The sequence below is a fragment of the Kordiimonas aquimaris genome (genome assembly GCF_025574485.1).
Lineage (GTDB): Bacteria > Pseudomonadota > Alphaproteobacteria > Sphingomonadales > Kordiimonadaceae > Kordiimonas > Kordiimonas aquimaris.
Genome location: NZ_JAOBPO010000001.1, coordinates 674,546 through 692,841, shown reverse-complemented (window position 1 = coordinate 692,841; position 18,296 = coordinate 674,546). Strand labels below are relative to the sequence as shown.

The window sequence follows — 18,296 nt, the reverse complement described above, 5'->3', positions numbered from 1 at the left end:
CCAGTTATTTTTACCGTAAGAAACGGCGTACCTGATGTAACCACCAAGCGGATTCATTGATGGAATATACGGGACGGTAGTGAAGAATTTTTTCGTGTGGCAAAACCCCGTCCACCTGATTATCCAGAATGTAAAATGTACCATTATAAAATACAGCAAGCACTGCATGTGCAACGCGTAGGTTTTCATCCTGCAATACAACGACACGCATTAAAGACGGGTCAACACCAAGCCTTTTTAACGTAATATATTTGCTGATTGCATAGTCCTCACAGTCACCGTCCTTCATAAAAAACTCGTCCGGTGTGGCCCAATAATCAGGAATGCCCCAGTTTACTGGATCAACAACATAAGTTGTACGGTTCATATAGACATTTACAGCTGAAAGCAGCTCGGGCGTGACAGGTGTATAATCCTGTTGCGCAGAGGCTTCGCTGGAAATAGCCGTATTTTGTTCAGCAATAAAGCTTTCCCAAGCATCGCGGTTGCATATAACGCGGTTGCGGCCGCGGCAGTTTTCTTCAGCCGACATACGTGCCGGTGAACGCGCTTGCTCGTTCTGTGTTCGCTGCAAATTGTGCCTGCGCCAAAGCTCTGTCCATTTGTCAAAAGAATTCATATTGGTTGAACGAATTTCACGGCTACCAAACAAGCCCGCCTGCTGAGCCCCCACAGGATAAAACCCCGCTAGCAAACAAAGTGAAATCAACAAAAAGCGCATGTGTCGTGGCATGATATTCTGAATTCTCTTATTTATTGGTCTCGCTTAACGCGACAGGAAAACATAACCTAATATTAAGCGTTTTTATGTCAGGTTAATCTTTCCGTGATTATGGTGACAAAATGTAAATAGCGCCCTAACATTCGGCAAGCAAAACTCGGCGCCTATCGTAAATGTGACATATGCACATGAACAGCTGATTAAGTAAGTAACCCAAGGAAAGACGATGTCACAGCCTGCTATCTCATTTCGCAATCTCGCAATGCCGTTTATTGGTATTGCTATAGTGATATCGTTAGTCGTTTTTTTAATTTTTAAGTTTGTAGACGGTGAGACTGAAAAAGGCTTGGAGAACTGGCAAGCCCGCATGAGTCTGATCGCAGATAGTCGCACTGCAGAAGTTTCAGAATGGCTCAACAGACATTTAAACAGCGTAGAAGAGATTGCAGGTGATGCATCCATTCAACTTTATGCCAACACTATCATTGCAGCAAACGATCCCAACAGCACCGAGGCACAACACGGCTATATTTTTTCCTTATTATCTGCCGAGGCAGAGACCGCCGGTTTTCATGAAAAAAGCGCAATAGATACTGTTGCTGCAAACGTTAAAAGGCCCAACAGGGCTGGCCTTGCTGTTGTAAATAGCGAAGGGCGTATACTCGTTGCATCTGCCGGCATGCCAATGCTGCGACCTGAAGAGCTAAGCCTTACTGGAGCACGGTCTTTTGTAAAACTAGGCCCTACTCTTGCAGACAAAACGCCATTAATGCTGGTCGGCACACCGATCACCATGGCCGAAAATAACCTAGATGTATCTGCGTGGCTTGTAGGAGCCCGTCCTTTAGACCAAGACTTCTTAGTGACCCTTGTTCAACCTGGTGACTATAGCGCCACAGCCGAAAACTATCTGGTTATAGCGGGCGAAGGGCAAATCGTAACACCGATTTCTCCGCTAAAACACGGCGGAAAAACTGGGAGTGCACGCACGGACCCAGCCGCCAGTTTTGCCGCGCGAACACCGGGAGGCTTTGGAGAATATACAAACTACGATGGTCGCAGCGTTCTTGTAACAGGGCGGGAATTATCGACACCAGTACCATGGATACTGGTGCGCACTATCGAAACAAGTGAAGCATTTGCAGACATCAACGCACAACGTAACAGTCTTTTTATTACACTACTGTTAGCCGCGACAGCATTAACGGTCGCTATGATTCTTATCTGGCGTCACGGCGTATCAACCAGACTTGCAAAGTCATTTGAGGAACAAGCCGCCCTATCTGGGCAAAACGAGTCCTTAAGCGTATTTTTACGCGCCGTTAGTGACAATCAGCCAGCAGCAATTGCCGCGATGGATACCGACATGAAGGCTCGTTTTGTAAACAAACAAATGGGTGTAATCGCCGGACTACCAGCCACAGAGCTGGAAAACAGACGACTGGACACTATCTTCGATCATGAAACAGCAGAATTGCTGCGAGGAAAGGTTGAGCGCGCCGCAACAGGGGTACCTGATTCTATTGCTTCGGTCAGCACTGCAATCGCAAAAGACAGATTATTCAAAACGGATATCTTGCCGTTACGGTCCAGCGGTGACACATCGGCACAAGTGCTGCTTGTAATGCAGGAAATCACAGACCTCGTAGCAGCAAACGAACGATCCGAAGCTTTGTTCCATCAGTTGATCGGCACCCTGACACAAATCATCGATGCCCGTGACCCCTGGAGCAAGCACCATTCTGAGCGTGTTGCAGATGTTGCGGCGGCCATTGCTCAGGAAATGGGCTGTGATGAAGAAACATGCGAGACGATGGAAATTGCCGGACAACTTGTTAATCTGGGCAAGATATTTGTACCGATCGATATTTTGACCAAGCAAACACCCTTGACCGACGATGAGTTATTGATGGTGCGCGACAGTATGCGCAGAGGCAATAATCTACTATCTGGCATTGAATTTACCGGCCCGGTTGCCGCGACACTTAACCAAATGCGTGAACATTGGGATGGCTCTGGTGAGCCAAACGGCCATAAGGCTGAAGATATTGAGCCTGGCGCACGTATTTTATCGGTCGCGAATGATTTTGTCGGAATCGTATCAACACGGGCACACCGCGCAAGCCTTGGTTTCGATAAAGCAATCGACATTCTTCAAGCCGAAACAGGCAAACGTTATGAGCGGCGCGTTGTAGCGGCGTTGCAAAACATTCTAGAAAACAAGGATGGGCGCAACCGCTGGTCAAGTTATATAAAAATGCCAGATATAGATGACTAGGATTTCAACGTAATCCAATTTAACTGTGTGCTGAAGCAGAAGACAGAAGCTCAGCCACACCAGCACCTATATCTATCCACTCAAGCGGACCATTCCAATCTGCAACATCAGGTAAAAGGTCTGGGATATGGTGAACTTTCAAGCTACTTCGTGAAGGGACAAGCGCGTCAGCTTCAGGTGGCAAATTACGCCATACCTCCTCCAGCTTTCGGCTCTGCATACTGCACTGCAAGGCGCAATTAACAAATTCTATTAACCATCTATTGCTGGTTAATACCTGAAACGAGATTGTTGGCCAAAGCCTCTATGTTTCAGAGATAATCGCGGCCAATCGCTTACGAATTGCATCGCCTTTTTCGCCGCCACTGCCTTGTATCTTGTGTGTCAGCACCACTTCGAAAACTTTCACATGCGCGTCCACAACACGCTGGGTAACAGGTTGATCACCCGACAGGTTTTTTATGTAAACACACAATGAATTTCCAGCATCGGTCATCAAAGGGAAATCAAAGCTACTTCCCATACCTTTAATGTTATGCGCCAGATCATAGATGCGGACAGCTGCATCACCTGTGCTGACTTCATCACCTGCCAGATTGGAAACAATTGTTTTCAGCTCTTCAACGGCTTCTGTTGTCCAATTAACAAATTGTTCAATCAATTCGGGGTCATTGGCGTAAGCAAAATCATCTTCATCTGACATGTGCAGTCGCCTTTCATTCCTTGCAATCGCTCATATATCACAGCCTACTATATAATGCCCATCAGAAACAAACACAGAGTAAAAAGACAAAAAGAATAGTTTTACTTGCCATATATAGCCTGCCTTGGATAAACCAATAGCAATCACATGATCCCAAGGAGCTTCCGGTGACACCAAACGAAACAGCACGCGTACAGACGTATCTACAGCGCAAGTTTAACAATAGCGCGTTTCGCCTCGTAAGAAGGCCACAAGCGCCTGACTCTGTTGAAGTGTTGCTTGGCGATGAATTTATCGGCGTTGTTTACCGTGATGAAGACGAAGGCGAGCTATCGTTTTCTTTCACCATGTGTATGCTTGAAGAAGATCTGCCGACTAACTATTAAGCCAGTACACATGTGAGTTTCTTGTTTACTCTGTACTCGCATTATATCCATACATGCGCCTTAAAACTGGCACGCGGTGAGCCCATAGCTTTACCCAGTTTTTTTCGGCTGTCTTTGTTTGCTCAAGGACAGCATGTGCCTGTTCATAGTCAGCAGCTAAACTATACAGCATAGCTTTGATGATAGCCGAAGAAGGCGAAACCAATTCTCCGAGAATGCTGTAGGCCGCGGCATGACCACCGTTATTAACTGCTTCCAGTGCACTTTTGTAACGTGCGGCCAATTGTACTGATGCCGGCGTGGTAGATTTGAAATGTTTTACCCAGGCCTCTACAGACTTTTGGTACTGACCAGAAGCTCCCCACACAAGGCCGCGGTATAGATCACCAGACATGCCGAGGTCTGTTGCATCATCTGCTGCAACAATAGCTTCGTCGTATCGTTCAGCCAAAAATAATATCCAGACTTTATCCAGCCTCAAAGCAGGATCCATCGGGTCAACAGACTGCGCAATCGTTATTGCCTCTACCGCGTCTTCCATTTTACCAACGGACGCAAGCGCATTGGCGTAACTAACCCATGCAATGACATTATTAGGCGCTAACTCAACAACCCTTATCAAACTGGCTAAGGCCTCCTGTGCTTCTCCGTTAACAAAAAGGGCATAATGAGCCTTGGCCAAAAATAAATCGATCGAAGCAGGAGATAACAGTTCGGCTTGTTCAATATGCCACTTTGCTTTAGCAAGAGGATCAACTTCAGCATCATAGAAAAACCCGCCAGTTTTATAGATATAAAGATCAGCAAGTGCGGTATGAGCACGTGCAAAACTAGGCTCAATCTCGAGCACTTCCAGTAGTAATTGCTGTGCACGGATTGCAGGGTCACGTTGTCGCAAACTCCATAAATACCGCGCACGCCAATACATTTCTTCTGCCAAAGCAGAGAACCTTGGTTGCTGGTTTATGGAAACTGTCAACCCAAGTGCTGCTGCCAAACCTTTCATTGCTGTCGCTTCAGCAAGCCGAAAATGACGCAAAGACACGGACTGGGTGGTAGACCACTGAATTCGATTTGTCATGTGGCTTTTAAGCTGCATGGTTAGCAATGGCCCACGTTCACCTACCACTAGTTTCGGTGTCAAAATCCAGGCATTATCATTATAATTCAAGAATGCCTTGTCATCAGGCTCATACCGCCAGCGAACCAATTGAATGTCTTCTGATTGCGAAAGAGTATCGAGCGTCAGTTCTGTAATGGTTGCAGCAAGCGGGTCTAACACTGGATCAGATGTGGCGTTTTCTGTGTCCAATACAAATAACTGAGGCGAATCAGTTGGCGCCTCGTAAACGGAATTAACCCAAACCACTAATGCCATCAGGCACAACACAACAAATGCCATCAACCATTTCGGCACATGTTGCTTTATTAAGAACGGAACCCCTTTTTCTGTTTCTGGTGCTCCGTGCTGCGCCAGCGCGTTGTCAACATCATCTCTCTCGGGGCCAGTATCAAGGAGGCGGTACCCCCGCTTAGGTATCGTCTCGATATACTTCGGGTTTTTGGGATCATCGTTCAATGCACGGCGCAGGTTACTGATAGCAACTGTTATAGAGTGGTCACTTACAACCTGCAGCTTCCATACTGTATCAATCAGCTCACTTTTCGATACCACCGCGCCGCGGTTCTCATACAATAGCTTAAGCACATCCATTGCCCGCGCCTCTATGCGCACACACTCTTGTCCTTTCGCCAGTTCATTTGTTGTTGCGATCGCAGTCCAATCGCCAACCTTGAATTTCATAAATTATGCGTCACACAAATTTGTTTCAATTCAGTCTGCCACTAAATTCCGAACAATTCTATTTCTTGATGTTTTCTTGAGGTCACCGTGAGGACTTTAAACAAAGCCCCGCTTAAGGAAATTTATGTGCCACATGGCACATCGGCCAGTGGTCGTAATAAATTCCATTATTGCAGGAACAGTCATCATGAAACAAAAGAGAATTAATCTGACAGCATTGATCGCAACAGCATCTGTATTTATCGGGTCAACATATGCATCAGCACAGGAAGCACATGAAAACCAATCTCTGCAAGATATGAATTTCCTTGTGGGAGAATGGATACTGGAAACCAGTTACGCCAATGGCAACAAGGCAAACGGTACACGTTCATGCGCCTATACCTTGCGTGATACCTATATAAAATGTTCGACGAAATCTATATTTGCAGGCGAAGCTGCAAACGGACAAGCACGAGACCTCGAGACCTATTTTAACTACAATGCACGCACAAAACAGTTTGAAGAAACGACAGTTTTCCAGCTTCCGGTAGGCAGAAAAGTTGGCGATGCCTATCTTGATAAATCAAATGGCACGATGATGATTCGTGGCTACATATACGGCGGCGATGGTAGCAGCGGTCCACGTGTATCCGAAGAGTGGGCAATCAGTGAAGACGAAATCACAATGACCATGCGCCTTAACAGAGGGACACAAGCCGCACACGAATGGCCCGTGTTTATTACAGAAACAATGACAAAGAAAAAATAACCCTACCAATAAGCACATTGAAACGGTTTTCTCTCAATTACCGTTTCAATTTCTGCCATATTCAAGCAAGCAAACATTTTCTGTTCGACGCAAGCCCATATCGCTCCTATTCTTTTGTCATAGACAGGTAGGAGACACCCTAGATGACACCAATGCCCAGCTATGTTGCAGGAACAAGCGATACACCGCTTCTGTACCAAACAATTGGCAATGCACTTGATACCACAGCAGACCAGCATGGTGACCGTGAAGCCCTGATTGTTAGGCACCAGAATATACGCTGGACATATCATGAATTGCGCGAAAGAGCTGATACATTGGCCGCAGGCCTCATTGATCTTGGGTTAATCCCCGGTGACCGTGTTGGTTTGTGGGCACCGAACTGTGCTGAATGGGTTTTAACACAATTCGCGACAGCAAAAGCTGGCCTTGTTTTAGTTAACATCAACCCTGCTTACCGATTATCCGAACTGGAATATGCACTCAACAAAGTAGGGTGTAAGGCGCTGATACTTGCAAGTGAATTCAAAAGCTCTGACTACACAGGCATGCTGACACAACTAGCACCAGAGATAGAAATTGCTCCAGCCGGAAAATGGCACGCAAAACAATTGCCGGACCTGAAGCACGCAATATCGCTCAGTGATAACCCACCTGCTGGCTTTATAAAGTTTGCCGCACTTTCAGAAAACCCTTCACCTGCAGCACAGCGCAAACTATCTGAATTGTCCACTATTTTACAGCCCGATGACGCGATCAATATTCAGTTCACCTCTGGCACAACGGGTTTTCCAAAAGGAGCAACTCTGTCCCACCACAGTATTCTCAACAACGGTTACTTTGTGGCTAAACGCCAAAGTTTTACGCACAACGATAAACTTTGCATACCCGTGCCGCTGTATCATTGCTTTGGTATGGTTATGGGTGTTCTAGGTTGTGTAACACACGGTGCTTGCATGGTTTTTCCTGGCGAAGCATTTGAACCAGTTTCAGTACTTGAAGCCATTCAGGCAGAACAATGCTCTGCACTATACGGTGTACCCACGATGTTTATTGCCGAACTCGAACACCCACAGTTTAAAGAATTTGATCTATCAAGCCTGCGCACAGGTGCAATGGCAGGGTCACCCTGTCCGATTGAAGTGATGAAACGCGTCATTACCGAGATGCACATGAGCGAGGTAACTATCGCTTACGGCATGACAGAGACAGCACCAGTAAGCTTTCAAAGCAAAAAAGATGATCCAATCGGCAAACGTGTCAGCACTGTTGGGCAAATTCATCCGTTTGTTGAAGTTAAAATTGTTGACAAACAAGGATGCACTGTAAATCGCGGCATGCAAGGCGAGCTATGTACGCGAGGCTACAGCGTAATGCTGGGATACTGGAATGATACTGATCGCACTAACGAGGCCATAGACACATCAGGCTGGATGCACACCGGCGATTTGGCTGTTATGGACGATGATGGATACGCCAACATTACAGGTCGACTGAAAGACATGATTATTCGCGGCGGCGAAAATATATACCCGCGTGAAATTGAAGAGTTTCTCTATACACATCCAGCAGTGCAGGATGTACAGGTTTTCGGTATTCCGGACGATAAGTTCGGTGAAGAGGTTTGCGCATGGATCATATTGCGAGCAGGCGAAAAGTCTTTGAGTGCAAACGATGTAACCGCATTTTGTAATGGCAAAATCGCCCACTATAAAGTGCCGCGCCATATTAAATTTGTTGATACATATCCCATGACTGTTACGGGGAAAATTCAGAAGTTTGTCATGCGAGAAACGATGCGCGAAGAGCTGTCTATTTCTGAGGTGGGAACAGCCTGACGGTCGAATTCACGATTGTGTTTCTTCACCAGCACGCGGCACAGGAGCAACAATTGCTGACATAACAACCAATGGGTTGTCTTGTCCGGCAGAACTCCAAAACAACTCAGCTATTGCTTCAATGTGCTGGTTAATCTTTGCCAAGGTGTCAGCATCTGGGGCACCAACAAGGCGAAATATCCATATATTTTTCTGTGATCCTGCATCAACAAGATGCTTAGACCGAAGACCACGGGTAAAGTCGCGGGTCGCTTGACGGGCCTGGTATTCACTCAATCGACGATAAATATCGAATGAGCTAGAATCGCCAAGTGTAATGCCGTACCGCATCACAGCACCAGGTGTGCGGTATAGCTTTTCCTCGCAGCGCCCAACACCGCGTTTACCCACACATTCGATCAAGCCAACCGACAAAAGTAGCTCAATGTGATGATATAGCGATGACACTTTAACACCAAGAGTGTTAGCAATCTCCGCTACAGAGCACACACCAATTTGCGCTAACTGATCAACAATTTCCATCCGGCGCGCAGACATCAAACATTCAAATTGATCTGGATGCTTGATCCAGTAAACACTCTCATCCTGCACATTGTCTGGATTGATTTGAGGCATTATTGCACCCTTGAATAAAGGAAGAACCCAAATAGGTTCTTCCTGTTTTATTGCTTACGGTACTTACTTTGGTCCGTTGTCGTGGAACCATAGTTTCGGCAGTTCACGTTGGCGCGGCCATACTTCTTCAAGCGTATCATCGTTGTACAAACGGCCATTCGCCATCACACGGTGAATATCCGTTGTATTCTGAAGATCCGCACGAGGGTCACTGTTAAGAACAACAAGGTCTGCGAACTTACCGGCTTCAATAGAACCAACTTCATTCTCATGACCGATGATATGTGCACCATCTATGGTAGCAGCCTTTAATGCCTCCATCGGCGTTGCCTTGCCTGAGCCCAACAACCACAGCTCCCAGTGATAACCAAGGCCTTGGAATTGACCGTGACTACCAACACCGACCTTGCCGCCAGCACGCTGGATATCGATGGCCGCATCAGCAAACCCTTTGAAAGCATACTCTTCATCACGGAACCACGCTGCACGATTTGTGCGTTGAGCAATGACATTATGCGGCATGAAACGATTCACCTTCTCATCGTTATGAGGGTTCATCTTAGTGAAGAAGTAATTCTCAGCCCATGGACCACCATATGTCACCAAAAGTGTTGGCGTGTAACCGATACCTGTTTGAGCAGCAAGCTGTTGCACATCTTTATAAACTGGGAAGACAGGCATATTATGTTCTGTACCGGCAAAGCCATCAATCATATGCGTCAGGTCAAGTTTGGTATCCAGACTACCCTCAGTTGTTGGCATGATACCAACTTCCTTGGATGCCTCTATCACATACTGACGCTGCTTACGATTACCCGTAATATATGCCTTGATATTTTTCGTACGGTAATGGTTCTTATAGCGCGTGAGAACTTTAACCGCTTGCTCCTTGGATTGGATCGCAGTATCCGAGAACACACCCGGCCCTGTTGACCATGCCCTCATACCAATCATGCGACCAGCTTCAACCATATCCTGATAAGCAAAAATATCAGTCGTGGATGTCTGCACATCAAGTCCGGAGGTTACACCGTATGCAACATTTGCCAAAAACGGCCAGAAGTTTTGTTCGATAACCTGATTACGGCTCCAGTTACGCCAATGTCCGTGGCTATCAACAAAACCAGGTGTAATGAACTTACCAGACATATCGCGCACTTCAGCACCGCGCGGGATATCAACACTACCTGGAGCACCAACAGCGATAAACTTACCGTTTTCAACAACAACATCAGCATTTTCAATGACACCGGCGTCGCCCATTGTCAGTACAGTAGCACCGCGCAGAACAATCGTTCCTTCAGGGTTGTCACGCGGCACTTCAACACGTGCGGTATACGCTGTGTAAGCTTTTTCTTCTTCAGCTTCAGCCTCTGACGTTGCTACGCTTTCAACTGCGGTATCTTCCGCACTCTCTTCAGCTTCGCCGTCTTGCTTATCGTCAGTTTCTTCAGGCTCTGGTTTAACCCATTCCACATCAGACAGATTCTGCGTATAAATGGTGCTGCCCACAGCCCACATAATAGTTTCGCCGTCATTAGACCACTCAAAGTGATCAACCCCGTAATCCGAGATTGTTTTAAGTGGCACAGACGGTGCGGCAACATTCACTGTTGCTGCTTTCTTACCTGTTTGCGGCACTGTCACCAATTGAAGCTGTTCCTGAGAACGTGCTAACGCATACTGACCATTTGGGCTAAGGCGCATATCACGAGCGCCAACAGGTTTTGCTGCAAAATACAACCCCTTACCCGTCACACGCAAATGTTCACGGCGATCTGTACCATCCAGACGGACAGAAAACAGAGCATCAGATGCACCACCAAAACCACCACCACTGTATAAATATACCCGGTTTGGCGCATCACCGAAGTGAATACTGTTGAAACCTGTGCCAGACATAATCACACGTACATCGCCGCTATCGACATTGATCGCGACCAAGTCACGCTGTGCACCGCCACCTGCCATGTTAAATTCATGATTTGAAGTACGAATGGCAACAATCTCTGAACCATCTGGCGTGAAGTGTGGGTCACTGTAATAATTGGCAGTGCTGGTAACTTGCTCTGGTCGGCCACGACCGTTTGCACGCATACGCCATACATGGCCACCATTTGGATCCCAACTGATATATGTCAGATAACGACCATCGCGTGACCAGCTAGGCTGGAAAACATTTTCACCCGCACGATTAATTTTTGAAGGGGCCGCACCGTCTTCAAGAGGCATGGAGTATAGTTCACCCAGCGTCGAGAAAACAACTGTGTCATTGTTCGGTGACAAAGATGGTGTTTGCGCCAAACGCGCAACAACCGGTCCTTCCGGGTCTTTTTCCTGCTGCACTAGGTTAGGGCCAATATCCAGTTTAACCTTTGCTGTGAAAGGAATAACCGAGCGCGCACCATCTTCAATAGCAATCCGTTCGATCTTGCCATCATTATTGATAACAATAGTACTACTATCAGGCGTAAAACTGTAACCTGGCAACAAGTCCCTTGTTGCACGCGATTCCTGATCATCACGTGTAACAGGATATGCAAGCCAGCGATCTTCACCTGTTGTCAGATCACGCAAGCGCAAGCCGGTTTTAGCTTCATAGCGCGTACCATAAACCAGTGAATTACCATCAGGAGATACAACAGGGCGGATAGCGCCGCCATATGCTGTTGCAATCGTATCTGTTGTGCCTTCTTGCAGGTCACGGCGCACGACACGCCACGGGAAGCTCGTCATATTGTATGAAAAACCGCCAAGTTTCGTTGCATAATATAGATAGCGACCATCTTTTGATACTGACACACCTTGTGCATTTGGCTGTTGATTACGCGGTGTGTTAGGGCCACCAGGTTTGGAGTTCGTTACCTGAATGCCCTTACCGCCATGCTTGTGGTACATCCAGATTTCGTTAGCACCGATACCGTTACCAACTTGTGAAACGTATACATAATTGCCATCAGCTGACCATGTCGGGCTCATGAAATCGCCAGAATTTGATGATGATAATTTCTTTGGTTTCGTGCCATCAACATTTGCAATGTATAGGTTCTCGGAGCCACCTTGATCAGACACAAAAGCGATCTGTGCACCATTTGGCGAGTATGCCGGCTGACTTTGAAAGCCCATGCCTGTTACAATTGCGGTGGCTGCACCGCCGCTCATTGGCATCGTATATATATCACCGAGAAGCTCGAAAATAATCGATGCGCCATCAGGTGAGATATCTAATGAAATCCAGGTCGCTTCATCAGTTTCAAATTCGACCGTACGTTCCGGCGCTAAAGGTAGCCCTTTTTTGTCGCCAGCACCTTCGTCAGCTGCACCATCTTTTTCCAGTGTATAGGGTGGCTCATGCCACTTCTCAGGTACTGGTGTAGTGATGGTTGCTGCAATTGCAGGTGTGTAGAGTAAACTTGTTGCAAATAACGCCGCCGTTAGCGTTTTGTTTGTTTTTAATGACATGACGATCCCCCTCGCTGTCGTTGTTGGCCAATCCCGAATCGGGAATACATAACGGTAACGAGCAATAGCCGCCTATTCAAATAAATATAAATTTTTGAATATAAAATAAACTAAAGACATATTATTTGTATCTAAAGTTATTATAAACTGGCCAAAAGTTAGCATCTTTTGAGGCGAAAGCTTTTAGTAATCTGCAAAGGCCTTTTTCAACCAACCTGAGTCTTCAAGCTCAGATAGCCGCGCACGCAAGTGTGCTCGAAATGATGCTGTTTTTTCAGTTTTTAAGCACAAAACACCATCAGTTAACGAATCTAGCCTTACAGAAGCTTTTTTCATTTTATCAGAATGCCCTAATTCCCTGGATAGAAAATCCAGATCAAAGTCATAACCTATCAGGCCATTAATCCGTTTAACTGCTAAAAGATTAAGCATCTGCACCTGACTTTGGAGTGCTAGCGTTTCCTTAATTCCCAACGAATGGATGACACCTAATAAATTAACATCCGACGCAACATTAAGCCGCTTCACTTCTTCCAGTGTTGTGACATCAGGCGCATCACTAGGAATATAGACAACAACATAAAGTGTATTAACGGGACCAATAAACTCAAGCTCGTCCGGCATAATGCCTTCAGATTCCCACACACTCAGCGAATCCGTAGCTATATAGGCACAATCAGCACTTCTGCCCGACATAATGCGATCGAACCGTGCTGCCGGGTAAAAAGAAGTGTTAATATTGCCAGTGTACCCTTCTGTTAATTTTTTGAGCACATCGTTGTAAACACCGTTACCATTCTCTTCATACGCAAGCGGGATTTCCATGCTGGCAATAGAAATATCAGGGGATGCATCTGCACTATCTGGCACCTGTAATGCCCAGGCAGAAGTTGACACACATAAAAGTAAAGACCCAATTAAACGCGCCATGCAACGGTTCACGCAGCAATCCTCCTCCACACCCCCATGCAATATATTACTTTGTTCTATAAATGTTTATAAACAGATAACACCCAGTAACAATAAGTATAATATTCCTTATAGTATTTTACTTCTTAAGTTTTTCGAAACACTTCGGCTGGCAATCAAGACATCACCATTACGACAATACACCCTGAATCGGCGATCAGGGTGAGGCATCAAACTTTCAACATATCGTAAGTTAATTACAGTGGTTCTGTTGAGACGAATAAATTGTTCACAATCCAGCTTCTTCTCTAATTCTGTTAAACTAATTCCAATCAAATATTCATTGTCGCCACGAATAAGAGCACAATACCCTCCGGCTACAGTAATCCGCTCCACCTCATCCAAATGCACACTAAATACATTGACACCTTGACGAACATACACACGGCTGAGCGGTGCATTGGTATCGCTTACCTCCATTAGACGACTTGCTTCAGTTGGAATCTGAGAAGCTTGAACGATAGCCTGCGCTCGCTCAATCGCCAGATCAAAACGATCACTGTCATATGGTTTCAACAAGTAATCTACGACACCCAGTTCAAATGCTGTAATGGCATGCTGTGCATATGCAGTTGTGAAAATAATATGAGGCTTATGCATAGTTAAAGCCGCCACCTTCAAACCTGAAATACCTGGTATTTTTATATCCAGAAACGCCACATCAGGCTTGAGCGTGTCTATCATTTCAATAGCATCTGAGCCGTTTGTCGCCAGGCCAACCAAATCAAGACTGGTTTGCTCGATCAGAAAAGAGAGGCTTTCAGCAGACAATGTTTCATCTTCAACAATGACGCATTTCATGGCGATGCTTTCATCATTCTTAACATTCGTGCGGCACGGTTATTATAGCAGTAAAACATTTGCCATCATCTGACGTACGTGCCTTCATATGTGCGTCACTAGCAAAACCTTTAAGTCGTGTTTTTACAATAGATAGCCCCATACCTTCACGTTCATCAAATTCATCGTCTTTTTGAGAAGTGATCGTGTTACGCACTTGGATTGTGGCGTGCTTCAGGTCATCCATCACATCCAAATGAAGGGTGCTATTTTGGCTACTACCTTCAACGCCGTATCGTATGGCATTCTCCAGAAGCGGCTGCAAAATCAATGGTGGCACCATCACATCCAATGCACTTTTATCAATGTTTCTGACAATGGAAAGGCGGTCCCTAAAACGTAGCTGCTGCAGCTCAAGATATAAATTACTGAGTTCCATTTCATACGCCAAACTAACAGCATCTTCACCTGTTTGAACGGCGACTAAAGACGCACGTAACAGTTCAGCCAACTTGACATGAGCGCTCTCTGCAGCGGCAGAATCTTTTCTGATTAGATGGCGTATGCCATTAAGTGTGTTGAAAAGGAAATGCGGGTCAAATTTCGCCAGCGCGAGTTGTACTTCTGCATTTTTCAACATCGCCCACTTTGTCTGTGATTCAGCGATGGCATACTGCACACCGGATATAGTTGAGTAAATCAAAACACCCGCCAACATATGCCAGTGAACAGCTTCGATGGGCGGCAAAAAGAAAAAGAAGGTGCCTTTTAGCAAACTCATCCTCGATAGCCCCATAAGCCAAACCAGCAACACCCAAAACCCGGCATAACAAAATGCAGATACCGCCTGAATAGCCAGCTGCACCCACCGATTTTCAAACCGTTGCATTACCCGGTTATTATAGAATATTACCGCAATACCAAGCAGCGCGGCAGGAACAATATTTCGCAAAGATATGCTAATTGCCTTCACCACGGACGGATTTTCCGACAACAAATGAAGCGCCGCATACCCGGACGCAAATGTCAGCCACGCCAGCGAATAACTAAACCAAAAGCTACGTTCATATCGAGGAAACCTCATCACAGCTGTCACTTCTTTCCTGTTAAATACACCAACATCAAACAACAGTGTTTACTTCAGGCTCTCAACAACAATGCGGCTAACCGGTCTGTGCAGCAGTACCAACGGTAAATTTATATGTGCCACCCCACCGCCAAAACATATTTGACCGCTCAACACACTACTCGGACCATCTAGAGAAGCCGAAATGGGTTTCTGTGTATTCACCGCATACATTGATTTACCGTCAATAATAAGGTGAATTGAAATGAGAATGACCTCTGATACAAAACCCTCACGACAAGCAACAGTTAACGTTATGTCGCGGCTTGCTACCATCCCATTTTTTCTGACTATTCTAATTACAGCGTCAACTCTAACATCACATGCATCCGCACAAGAAGACAGCACACCACCTCCAGTTGGCTCCTATGCCGGTGTTATCAGCCCGAATGATGTGCTCGCGCTTGCCATGACCGAACTTATGGAAAAGCAGTCACTTTACACACGTAATCAACGTGCGATCATGCAAAAATATATGCCTTTTGTTGCACCTGACATCAACACAATGCCCGAAAACCCTGTAGATCAATTTGCACTGGGCAACCTATTGTTTTTGTCATTAATGGCTGTCGACTCTGAGGCTCACCTTGAAGACCTGATGGAGCGAGAAGATGTTATTGGCCGCATATCGTGGCAACGTGTCATGCAAATTCGTCGCCGAGCCTATGACAGACCTGAAGAAACACGTGAAATGCTTGATGAGTATATCGCCAAATATGCACCCAGTAGTATCGAGATTAATGGGCGCTCCAAACAGCTAGCGGTTTATATCTCAAACTATTTTGAAAACGGGGACGCAGATCAGGCGGTTAACCTTCTTCTTGAAGAGTTAAAACGAATGCCTACAAACGCGCCCTACCCCTCTTTTCTTCTACCAGTTACTGTCACTGAGCAGATACAGAAATCGGGAAGATCAAACGAGATCTATTCTCTGATTGAGCAAAAACTGGCTGACCTGAAATCGCTGGAGAATGAGTGGACCGCTAAAACACCATCATTTGAAGAAGATCTCGCGATACGAAAGCAAGCGCCGACCTGGTATTGGATTTCCGAGGGCGTTAGCTCAGAGAAAAGTGTGCATGAAGTCAGGCTGCAACAGTTACGCAGCATGATACATGACCTTGATGCTTGGCTAGCTAGGCGCAATTAGGTATTACGCATTATCACTCAACAGCAAACTGCTCAGGTGGTTTGCGGTGTTTGGTTTTCTGCTCATAAGCATAGGCATATTTTATAAGGTTTCCTTCACCGTATGGTGCCCCTAGTATTTGCAGACCTGCGGGCAAGTTCCCGTAACTGTAACCCATTGGCACCGTTACGGCAGGCAAACCAGACGGCGGTGAAACAAGCTGGCTATTATCGCCTTTGTAACCTTCATCCGCTTTATCAATGAAAGCTGGCGGGTTAGTCCAGGACGGATACAGCACAGCATCAACATTATTGTCATTCATTGCTTTTAAAATATCGTCTTTAAAAGCCTTACGAGCCGGATGCTTAGGATAATCCAGGCACGGTGGATCACCTTGTTCTGGATGCACATTCATTGGCTTGCTGCCAAAAAATTCAAAGCCATCTTTTATATAGTCAGAATACTGACCAGCTTCATAAGCTTCCATCACATCTTTAATAGGTGCATTTTCACCGAGTGATTTCAGGTATTGTCCCATGTCATAACGAAACCGTACGCAGAAAACATCTGCGTTCAGGTGGGCGTTAAAATTATCGACAGTAAACGGGTCAACAATGACAGCGCCAGCGGCGCGCAAGTCATCTAGTGACTTTTCAAAAAGAGCAATCACTTGAGGATCTGCATCATCGGTGTCTACAAGCGCACGCAAGACACCGAGACGCACTCCCTTTAGGCCATCTTTATCCAGAAACGCTGTATAGTCTGCTTCGCGTTTACCCTTACCAAGTTCGGTAAATGGGTCAGCAGGATCATACCCTGCGACAACATTAAATAACTTGGCACCGTCGGTGACCGTGCGGGTCATCGGTCCTGCAATATCCCAATCAAATGATAATGGGATAACGCCGTCACGGCTGGTCAGGCCAATCGTTGAACGAATGCCAAACAAAGCCAGATGCGATGAAGGACCGCGGATTGAATTACCCGTATCTGTACCCATACCCGCAACAGCAAAGCTCGCCGCAATGCCTGACGCCGTGCCACCGCTTGAGCCCGCTGGCACACGGTCCAAATTATAAGCATTCGCTGTTGTGCCATTGGAGGAACTAACTGTTTGGCGCGGACTAAAGGCCCATTCCGCCATATTGGTTTTCGCGACGATAATAGCGCCTGCTGCGCGCAGTTTGCGCACCATAAAAGCATCATCCGGTGGGTAACTGTCCTTAAGCGCAATTGAGCCACCTGTTGTCGGCATGTCATGCGTATCAAAGTTATCTTTGACTAGAATTGGTACACAAAAAAGCGGCCCTTGTTGCTCACCGTTTCTGAGAGAAGTATCTGTTTCACGTGCACGATTTATTGCATAGGCATTAATGTTAGTAATTGCATTTAAACCGCTTGATTTATCGTGCGCCTCGATACGTGCTACATACCCTGAAACAACCTGCTCACAAGTCATCTGACCCGAAGTAATCGCTTGGTGAACATCAGCAATTGTTGCCTCAACAAACGAAAATGGTGCTGGCGCCACTTCTTCACACGCAGCAACCCCCAAACAAAGACTAACACCCATAATCACGCGTGACCAAACCATCGACATTCCCCTTAATAGCCTACTACCGAAACTCTATCGTATAAAACTATATGTGCCAATTCACGTAGTTGAGAAAACCGCTACATAAAAGCATCAATGTAAATGCTATGTTCACCAAGCGTATAACAAGTTAACATAAA

Annotated in this window: 15 protein-coding genes; 5 read left to right on the top strand and 10 right to left on the bottom strand. The window is 46.0% G+C overall.

From position 1 onward, the window contains the following. Nucleotides 1-10: 10 nt before the first annotated feature. A complete protein-coding gene (locus OEU88_RS03225) occupies nucleotides 11-733 on the bottom strand; it encodes a transglutaminase-like cysteine peptidase (RefSeq protein ID WP_262693659.1) in 723 nt (240 codons plus the stop codon). 214 nt (nucleotides 734-947) lie between these two features. On the opposite strand from OEU88_RS03225, the gene OEU88_RS03220 reads away from it, so the two are divergent. Continuing rightward, nucleotides 948-2,999, top strand: a complete 2,052-nt coding sequence (locus OEU88_RS03220) for an HD domain-containing phosphohydrolase (protein ID WP_262693658.1) — start codon at nucleotides 948-950, stop codon at nucleotides 2,997-2,999. A gap of 19 nt (nucleotides 3,000-3,018) precedes the next feature. Here OEU88_RS03220 and OEU88_RS03215 read toward each other — a convergent pair whose 3' ends face one another. Together OEU88_RS03215 and OEU88_RS03210 are read right to left on the bottom strand one after the other, a co-directional pair. After that, nucleotides 3,019-3,219: a hypothetical protein gene (locus OEU88_RS03215; protein WP_262693657.1), complete on the bottom strand. Its 201-nt coding sequence runs from the start codon at nucleotides 3,217-3,219 to the stop codon at nucleotides 3,019-3,021. An 84-nt stretch (nucleotides 3,220-3,303) separates the two neighbouring features. Next, nucleotides 3,304-3,702, bottom strand: a complete 399-nt coding sequence (locus OEU88_RS03210; protein ID WP_262693656.1) for an Hpt domain-containing protein — start codon at nucleotides 3,700-3,702, stop codon at nucleotides 3,304-3,306. Nucleotides 3,703-3,869: 167 nt separating this feature from the next. Between OEU88_RS03210 and OEU88_RS03205 the strand changes: the two genes are divergently transcribed. Beyond that, nucleotides 3,870-4,088 carry a DUF3126 family protein gene (locus tag OEU88_RS03205; RefSeq protein WP_262693655.1) on the top strand — a complete coding sequence of 73 codons (219 nt, stop codon included), beginning with the start codon at nucleotides 3,870-3,872 and terminating at the stop codon, nucleotides 4,086-4,088. A gap of 25 nt (nucleotides 4,089-4,113) precedes the next feature. On the opposite strand, the gene OEU88_RS03200 is transcribed toward OEU88_RS03205, so the two are convergent. Then, a complete protein-coding gene (locus OEU88_RS03200) occupies nucleotides 4,114-5,892 on the bottom strand; it encodes a winged helix-turn-helix domain-containing protein (protein ID WP_262693654.1) in 1,779 nt (592 codons plus the stop codon). Between the two features lie 187 nt (nucleotides 5,893-6,079). Between OEU88_RS03200 and OEU88_RS03195 the strand changes: the two genes are divergently transcribed. Next, on the top strand, nucleotides 6,080-6,643 hold the full coding sequence (locus OEU88_RS03195) for a hypothetical protein (RefSeq protein WP_262693653.1): 564 nt from the start codon (nucleotides 6,080-6,082) through the stop codon (nucleotides 6,641-6,643). A gap of 143 nt (nucleotides 6,644-6,786) precedes the next feature. Further along, the gene (locus OEU88_RS03190; protein WP_262693652.1) at nucleotides 6,787-8,481 is read left to right on the top strand and encodes an AMP-binding protein; all 1,695 of its coding nucleotides are present in this window, start codon (nucleotides 6,787-6,789) and stop codon (nucleotides 8,479-8,481) included. 9 nt (nucleotides 8,482-8,490) lie between these two features. On the opposite strand, the gene OEU88_RS03185 is transcribed toward OEU88_RS03190, so the two are convergent. The 5 genes from OEU88_RS03185 to OEU88_RS03165 all read right to left on the bottom strand — a co-directional run bounded on the left by OEU88_RS03185 (nucleotide 8,491) and on the right by OEU88_RS03165 (nucleotide 15,391). Next, nucleotides 8,491-9,096 carry a winged helix-turn-helix domain-containing protein gene (locus OEU88_RS03185; RefSeq protein ID WP_262693651.1) on the bottom strand — a complete coding sequence of 202 codons (606 nt, stop codon included), beginning with the start codon at nucleotides 9,094-9,096 and terminating at the stop codon, nucleotides 8,491-8,493. A 63-nt stretch (nucleotides 9,097-9,159) separates the two neighbouring features. Beyond that, nucleotides 9,160-12,558 (bottom strand): amidohydrolase family protein, encoded by a 3,399-nt coding sequence (locus tag OEU88_RS03180; RefSeq protein ID WP_262693650.1) that lies wholly within the window; start codon nucleotides 12,556-12,558, stop codon nucleotides 9,160-9,162. Between the two features lie 183 nt (nucleotides 12,559-12,741). Beyond that, nucleotides 12,742-13,500, bottom strand: coding sequence for a hypothetical protein (locus OEU88_RS03175; RefSeq protein ID WP_262693649.1), 759 nt, complete (start codon nucleotides 13,498-13,500; stop codon nucleotides 12,742-12,744). Between the two features lie 96 nt (nucleotides 13,501-13,596). After that, nucleotides 13,597-14,328 (bottom strand): LytR/AlgR family response regulator transcription factor, encoded by a 732-nt coding sequence (locus OEU88_RS03170; protein ID WP_262693648.1) that lies wholly within the window; start codon nucleotides 14,326-14,328, stop codon nucleotides 13,597-13,599. 19 nt (nucleotides 14,329-14,347) lie between these two features. Next, the gene (locus tag OEU88_RS03165) at nucleotides 14,348-15,391 is read right to left on the bottom strand and encodes a sensor histidine kinase (RefSeq protein ID WP_262694180.1); all 1,044 of its coding nucleotides are present in this window, start codon (nucleotides 15,389-15,391) and stop codon (nucleotides 14,348-14,350) included. A gap of 247 nt (nucleotides 15,392-15,638) precedes the next feature. On the opposite strand from OEU88_RS03165, the gene OEU88_RS03160 reads away from it, so the two are divergent. Then, the gene (locus OEU88_RS03160; RefSeq protein WP_262693647.1) at nucleotides 15,639-16,583 is read left to right on the top strand and encodes a hypothetical protein; all 945 of its coding nucleotides are present in this window, start codon (nucleotides 15,639-15,641) and stop codon (nucleotides 16,581-16,583) included. Between the two features lie 13 nt (nucleotides 16,584-16,596). Here the strand turns inward: OEU88_RS03160 and OEU88_RS03155 are convergent, their stop codons facing one another. After that, nucleotides 16,597-18,156: an amidase family protein gene (locus OEU88_RS03155; RefSeq protein ID WP_262693646.1), complete on the bottom strand. Its 1,560-nt coding sequence runs from the start codon at nucleotides 18,154-18,156 to the stop codon at nucleotides 16,597-16,599. Between the last annotated feature and the right edge of the window lie 140 nt (nucleotides 18,157-18,296).

Coding starts and splice junctions, on each gene's coding strand:
- OEU88_RS03190 (WP_262693652.1), top strand. CDS start 6,787: ATGACACCAATGCCCAGCTATGTTGCAGGAACAAGCGATACACCGCTT.
- OEU88_RS03170 (WP_262693648.1), bottom strand. CDS start 14,328: ATGAAATGCGTCATTGTTGAAGATGAAACATTGTCTGCTGAAAGCCTC.
- OEU88_RS03220 (WP_262693658.1), top strand. CDS start 948: ATGTCACAGCCTGCTATCTCATTTCGCAATCTCGCAATGCCGTTTATT.
- OEU88_RS03155 (WP_262693646.1), bottom strand. CDS start 18,156: ATGGTTTGGTCACGCGTGATTATGGGTGTTAGTCTTTGTTTGGGGGTT.
- OEU88_RS03225 (WP_262693659.1), bottom strand. CDS start 733: ATGCCACGACACATGCGCTTTTTGTTGATTTCACTTTGTTTGCTAGCG.
- OEU88_RS03215 (WP_262693657.1), bottom strand. CDS start 3,219: ATGCAGAGCCGAAAGCTGGAGGAGGTATGGCGTAATTTGCCACCTGAA.
- OEU88_RS03185 (WP_262693651.1), bottom strand. CDS start 9,096: ATGCCTCAAATCAATCCAGACAATGTGCAGGATGAGAGTGTTTACTGG.
- OEU88_RS03180 (WP_262693650.1), bottom strand. CDS start 12,558: ATGTCATTAAAAACAAACAAAACGCTAACGGCGGCGTTATTTGCAACA.
- OEU88_RS03210 (WP_262693656.1), bottom strand. CDS start 3,702: ATGTCAGATGAAGATGATTTTGCTTACGCCAATGACCCCGAATTGATT.
- OEU88_RS03200 (WP_262693654.1), bottom strand. CDS start 5,892: ATGAAATTCAAGGTTGGCGATTGGACTGCGATCGCAACAACAAATGAA.
- OEU88_RS03160 (WP_262693647.1), top strand. CDS start 15,639: ATGAGAATGACCTCTGATACAAAACCCTCACGACAAGCAACAGTTAAC.
- OEU88_RS03165 (WP_262694180.1), bottom strand. CDS start 15,391: ATGAGGTTTCCTCGATATGAACGTAGCTTTTGGTTTAGTTATTCGCTG.
- OEU88_RS03195 (WP_262693653.1), top strand. CDS start 6,080: ATGAAACAAAAGAGAATTAATCTGACAGCATTGATCGCAACAGCATCT.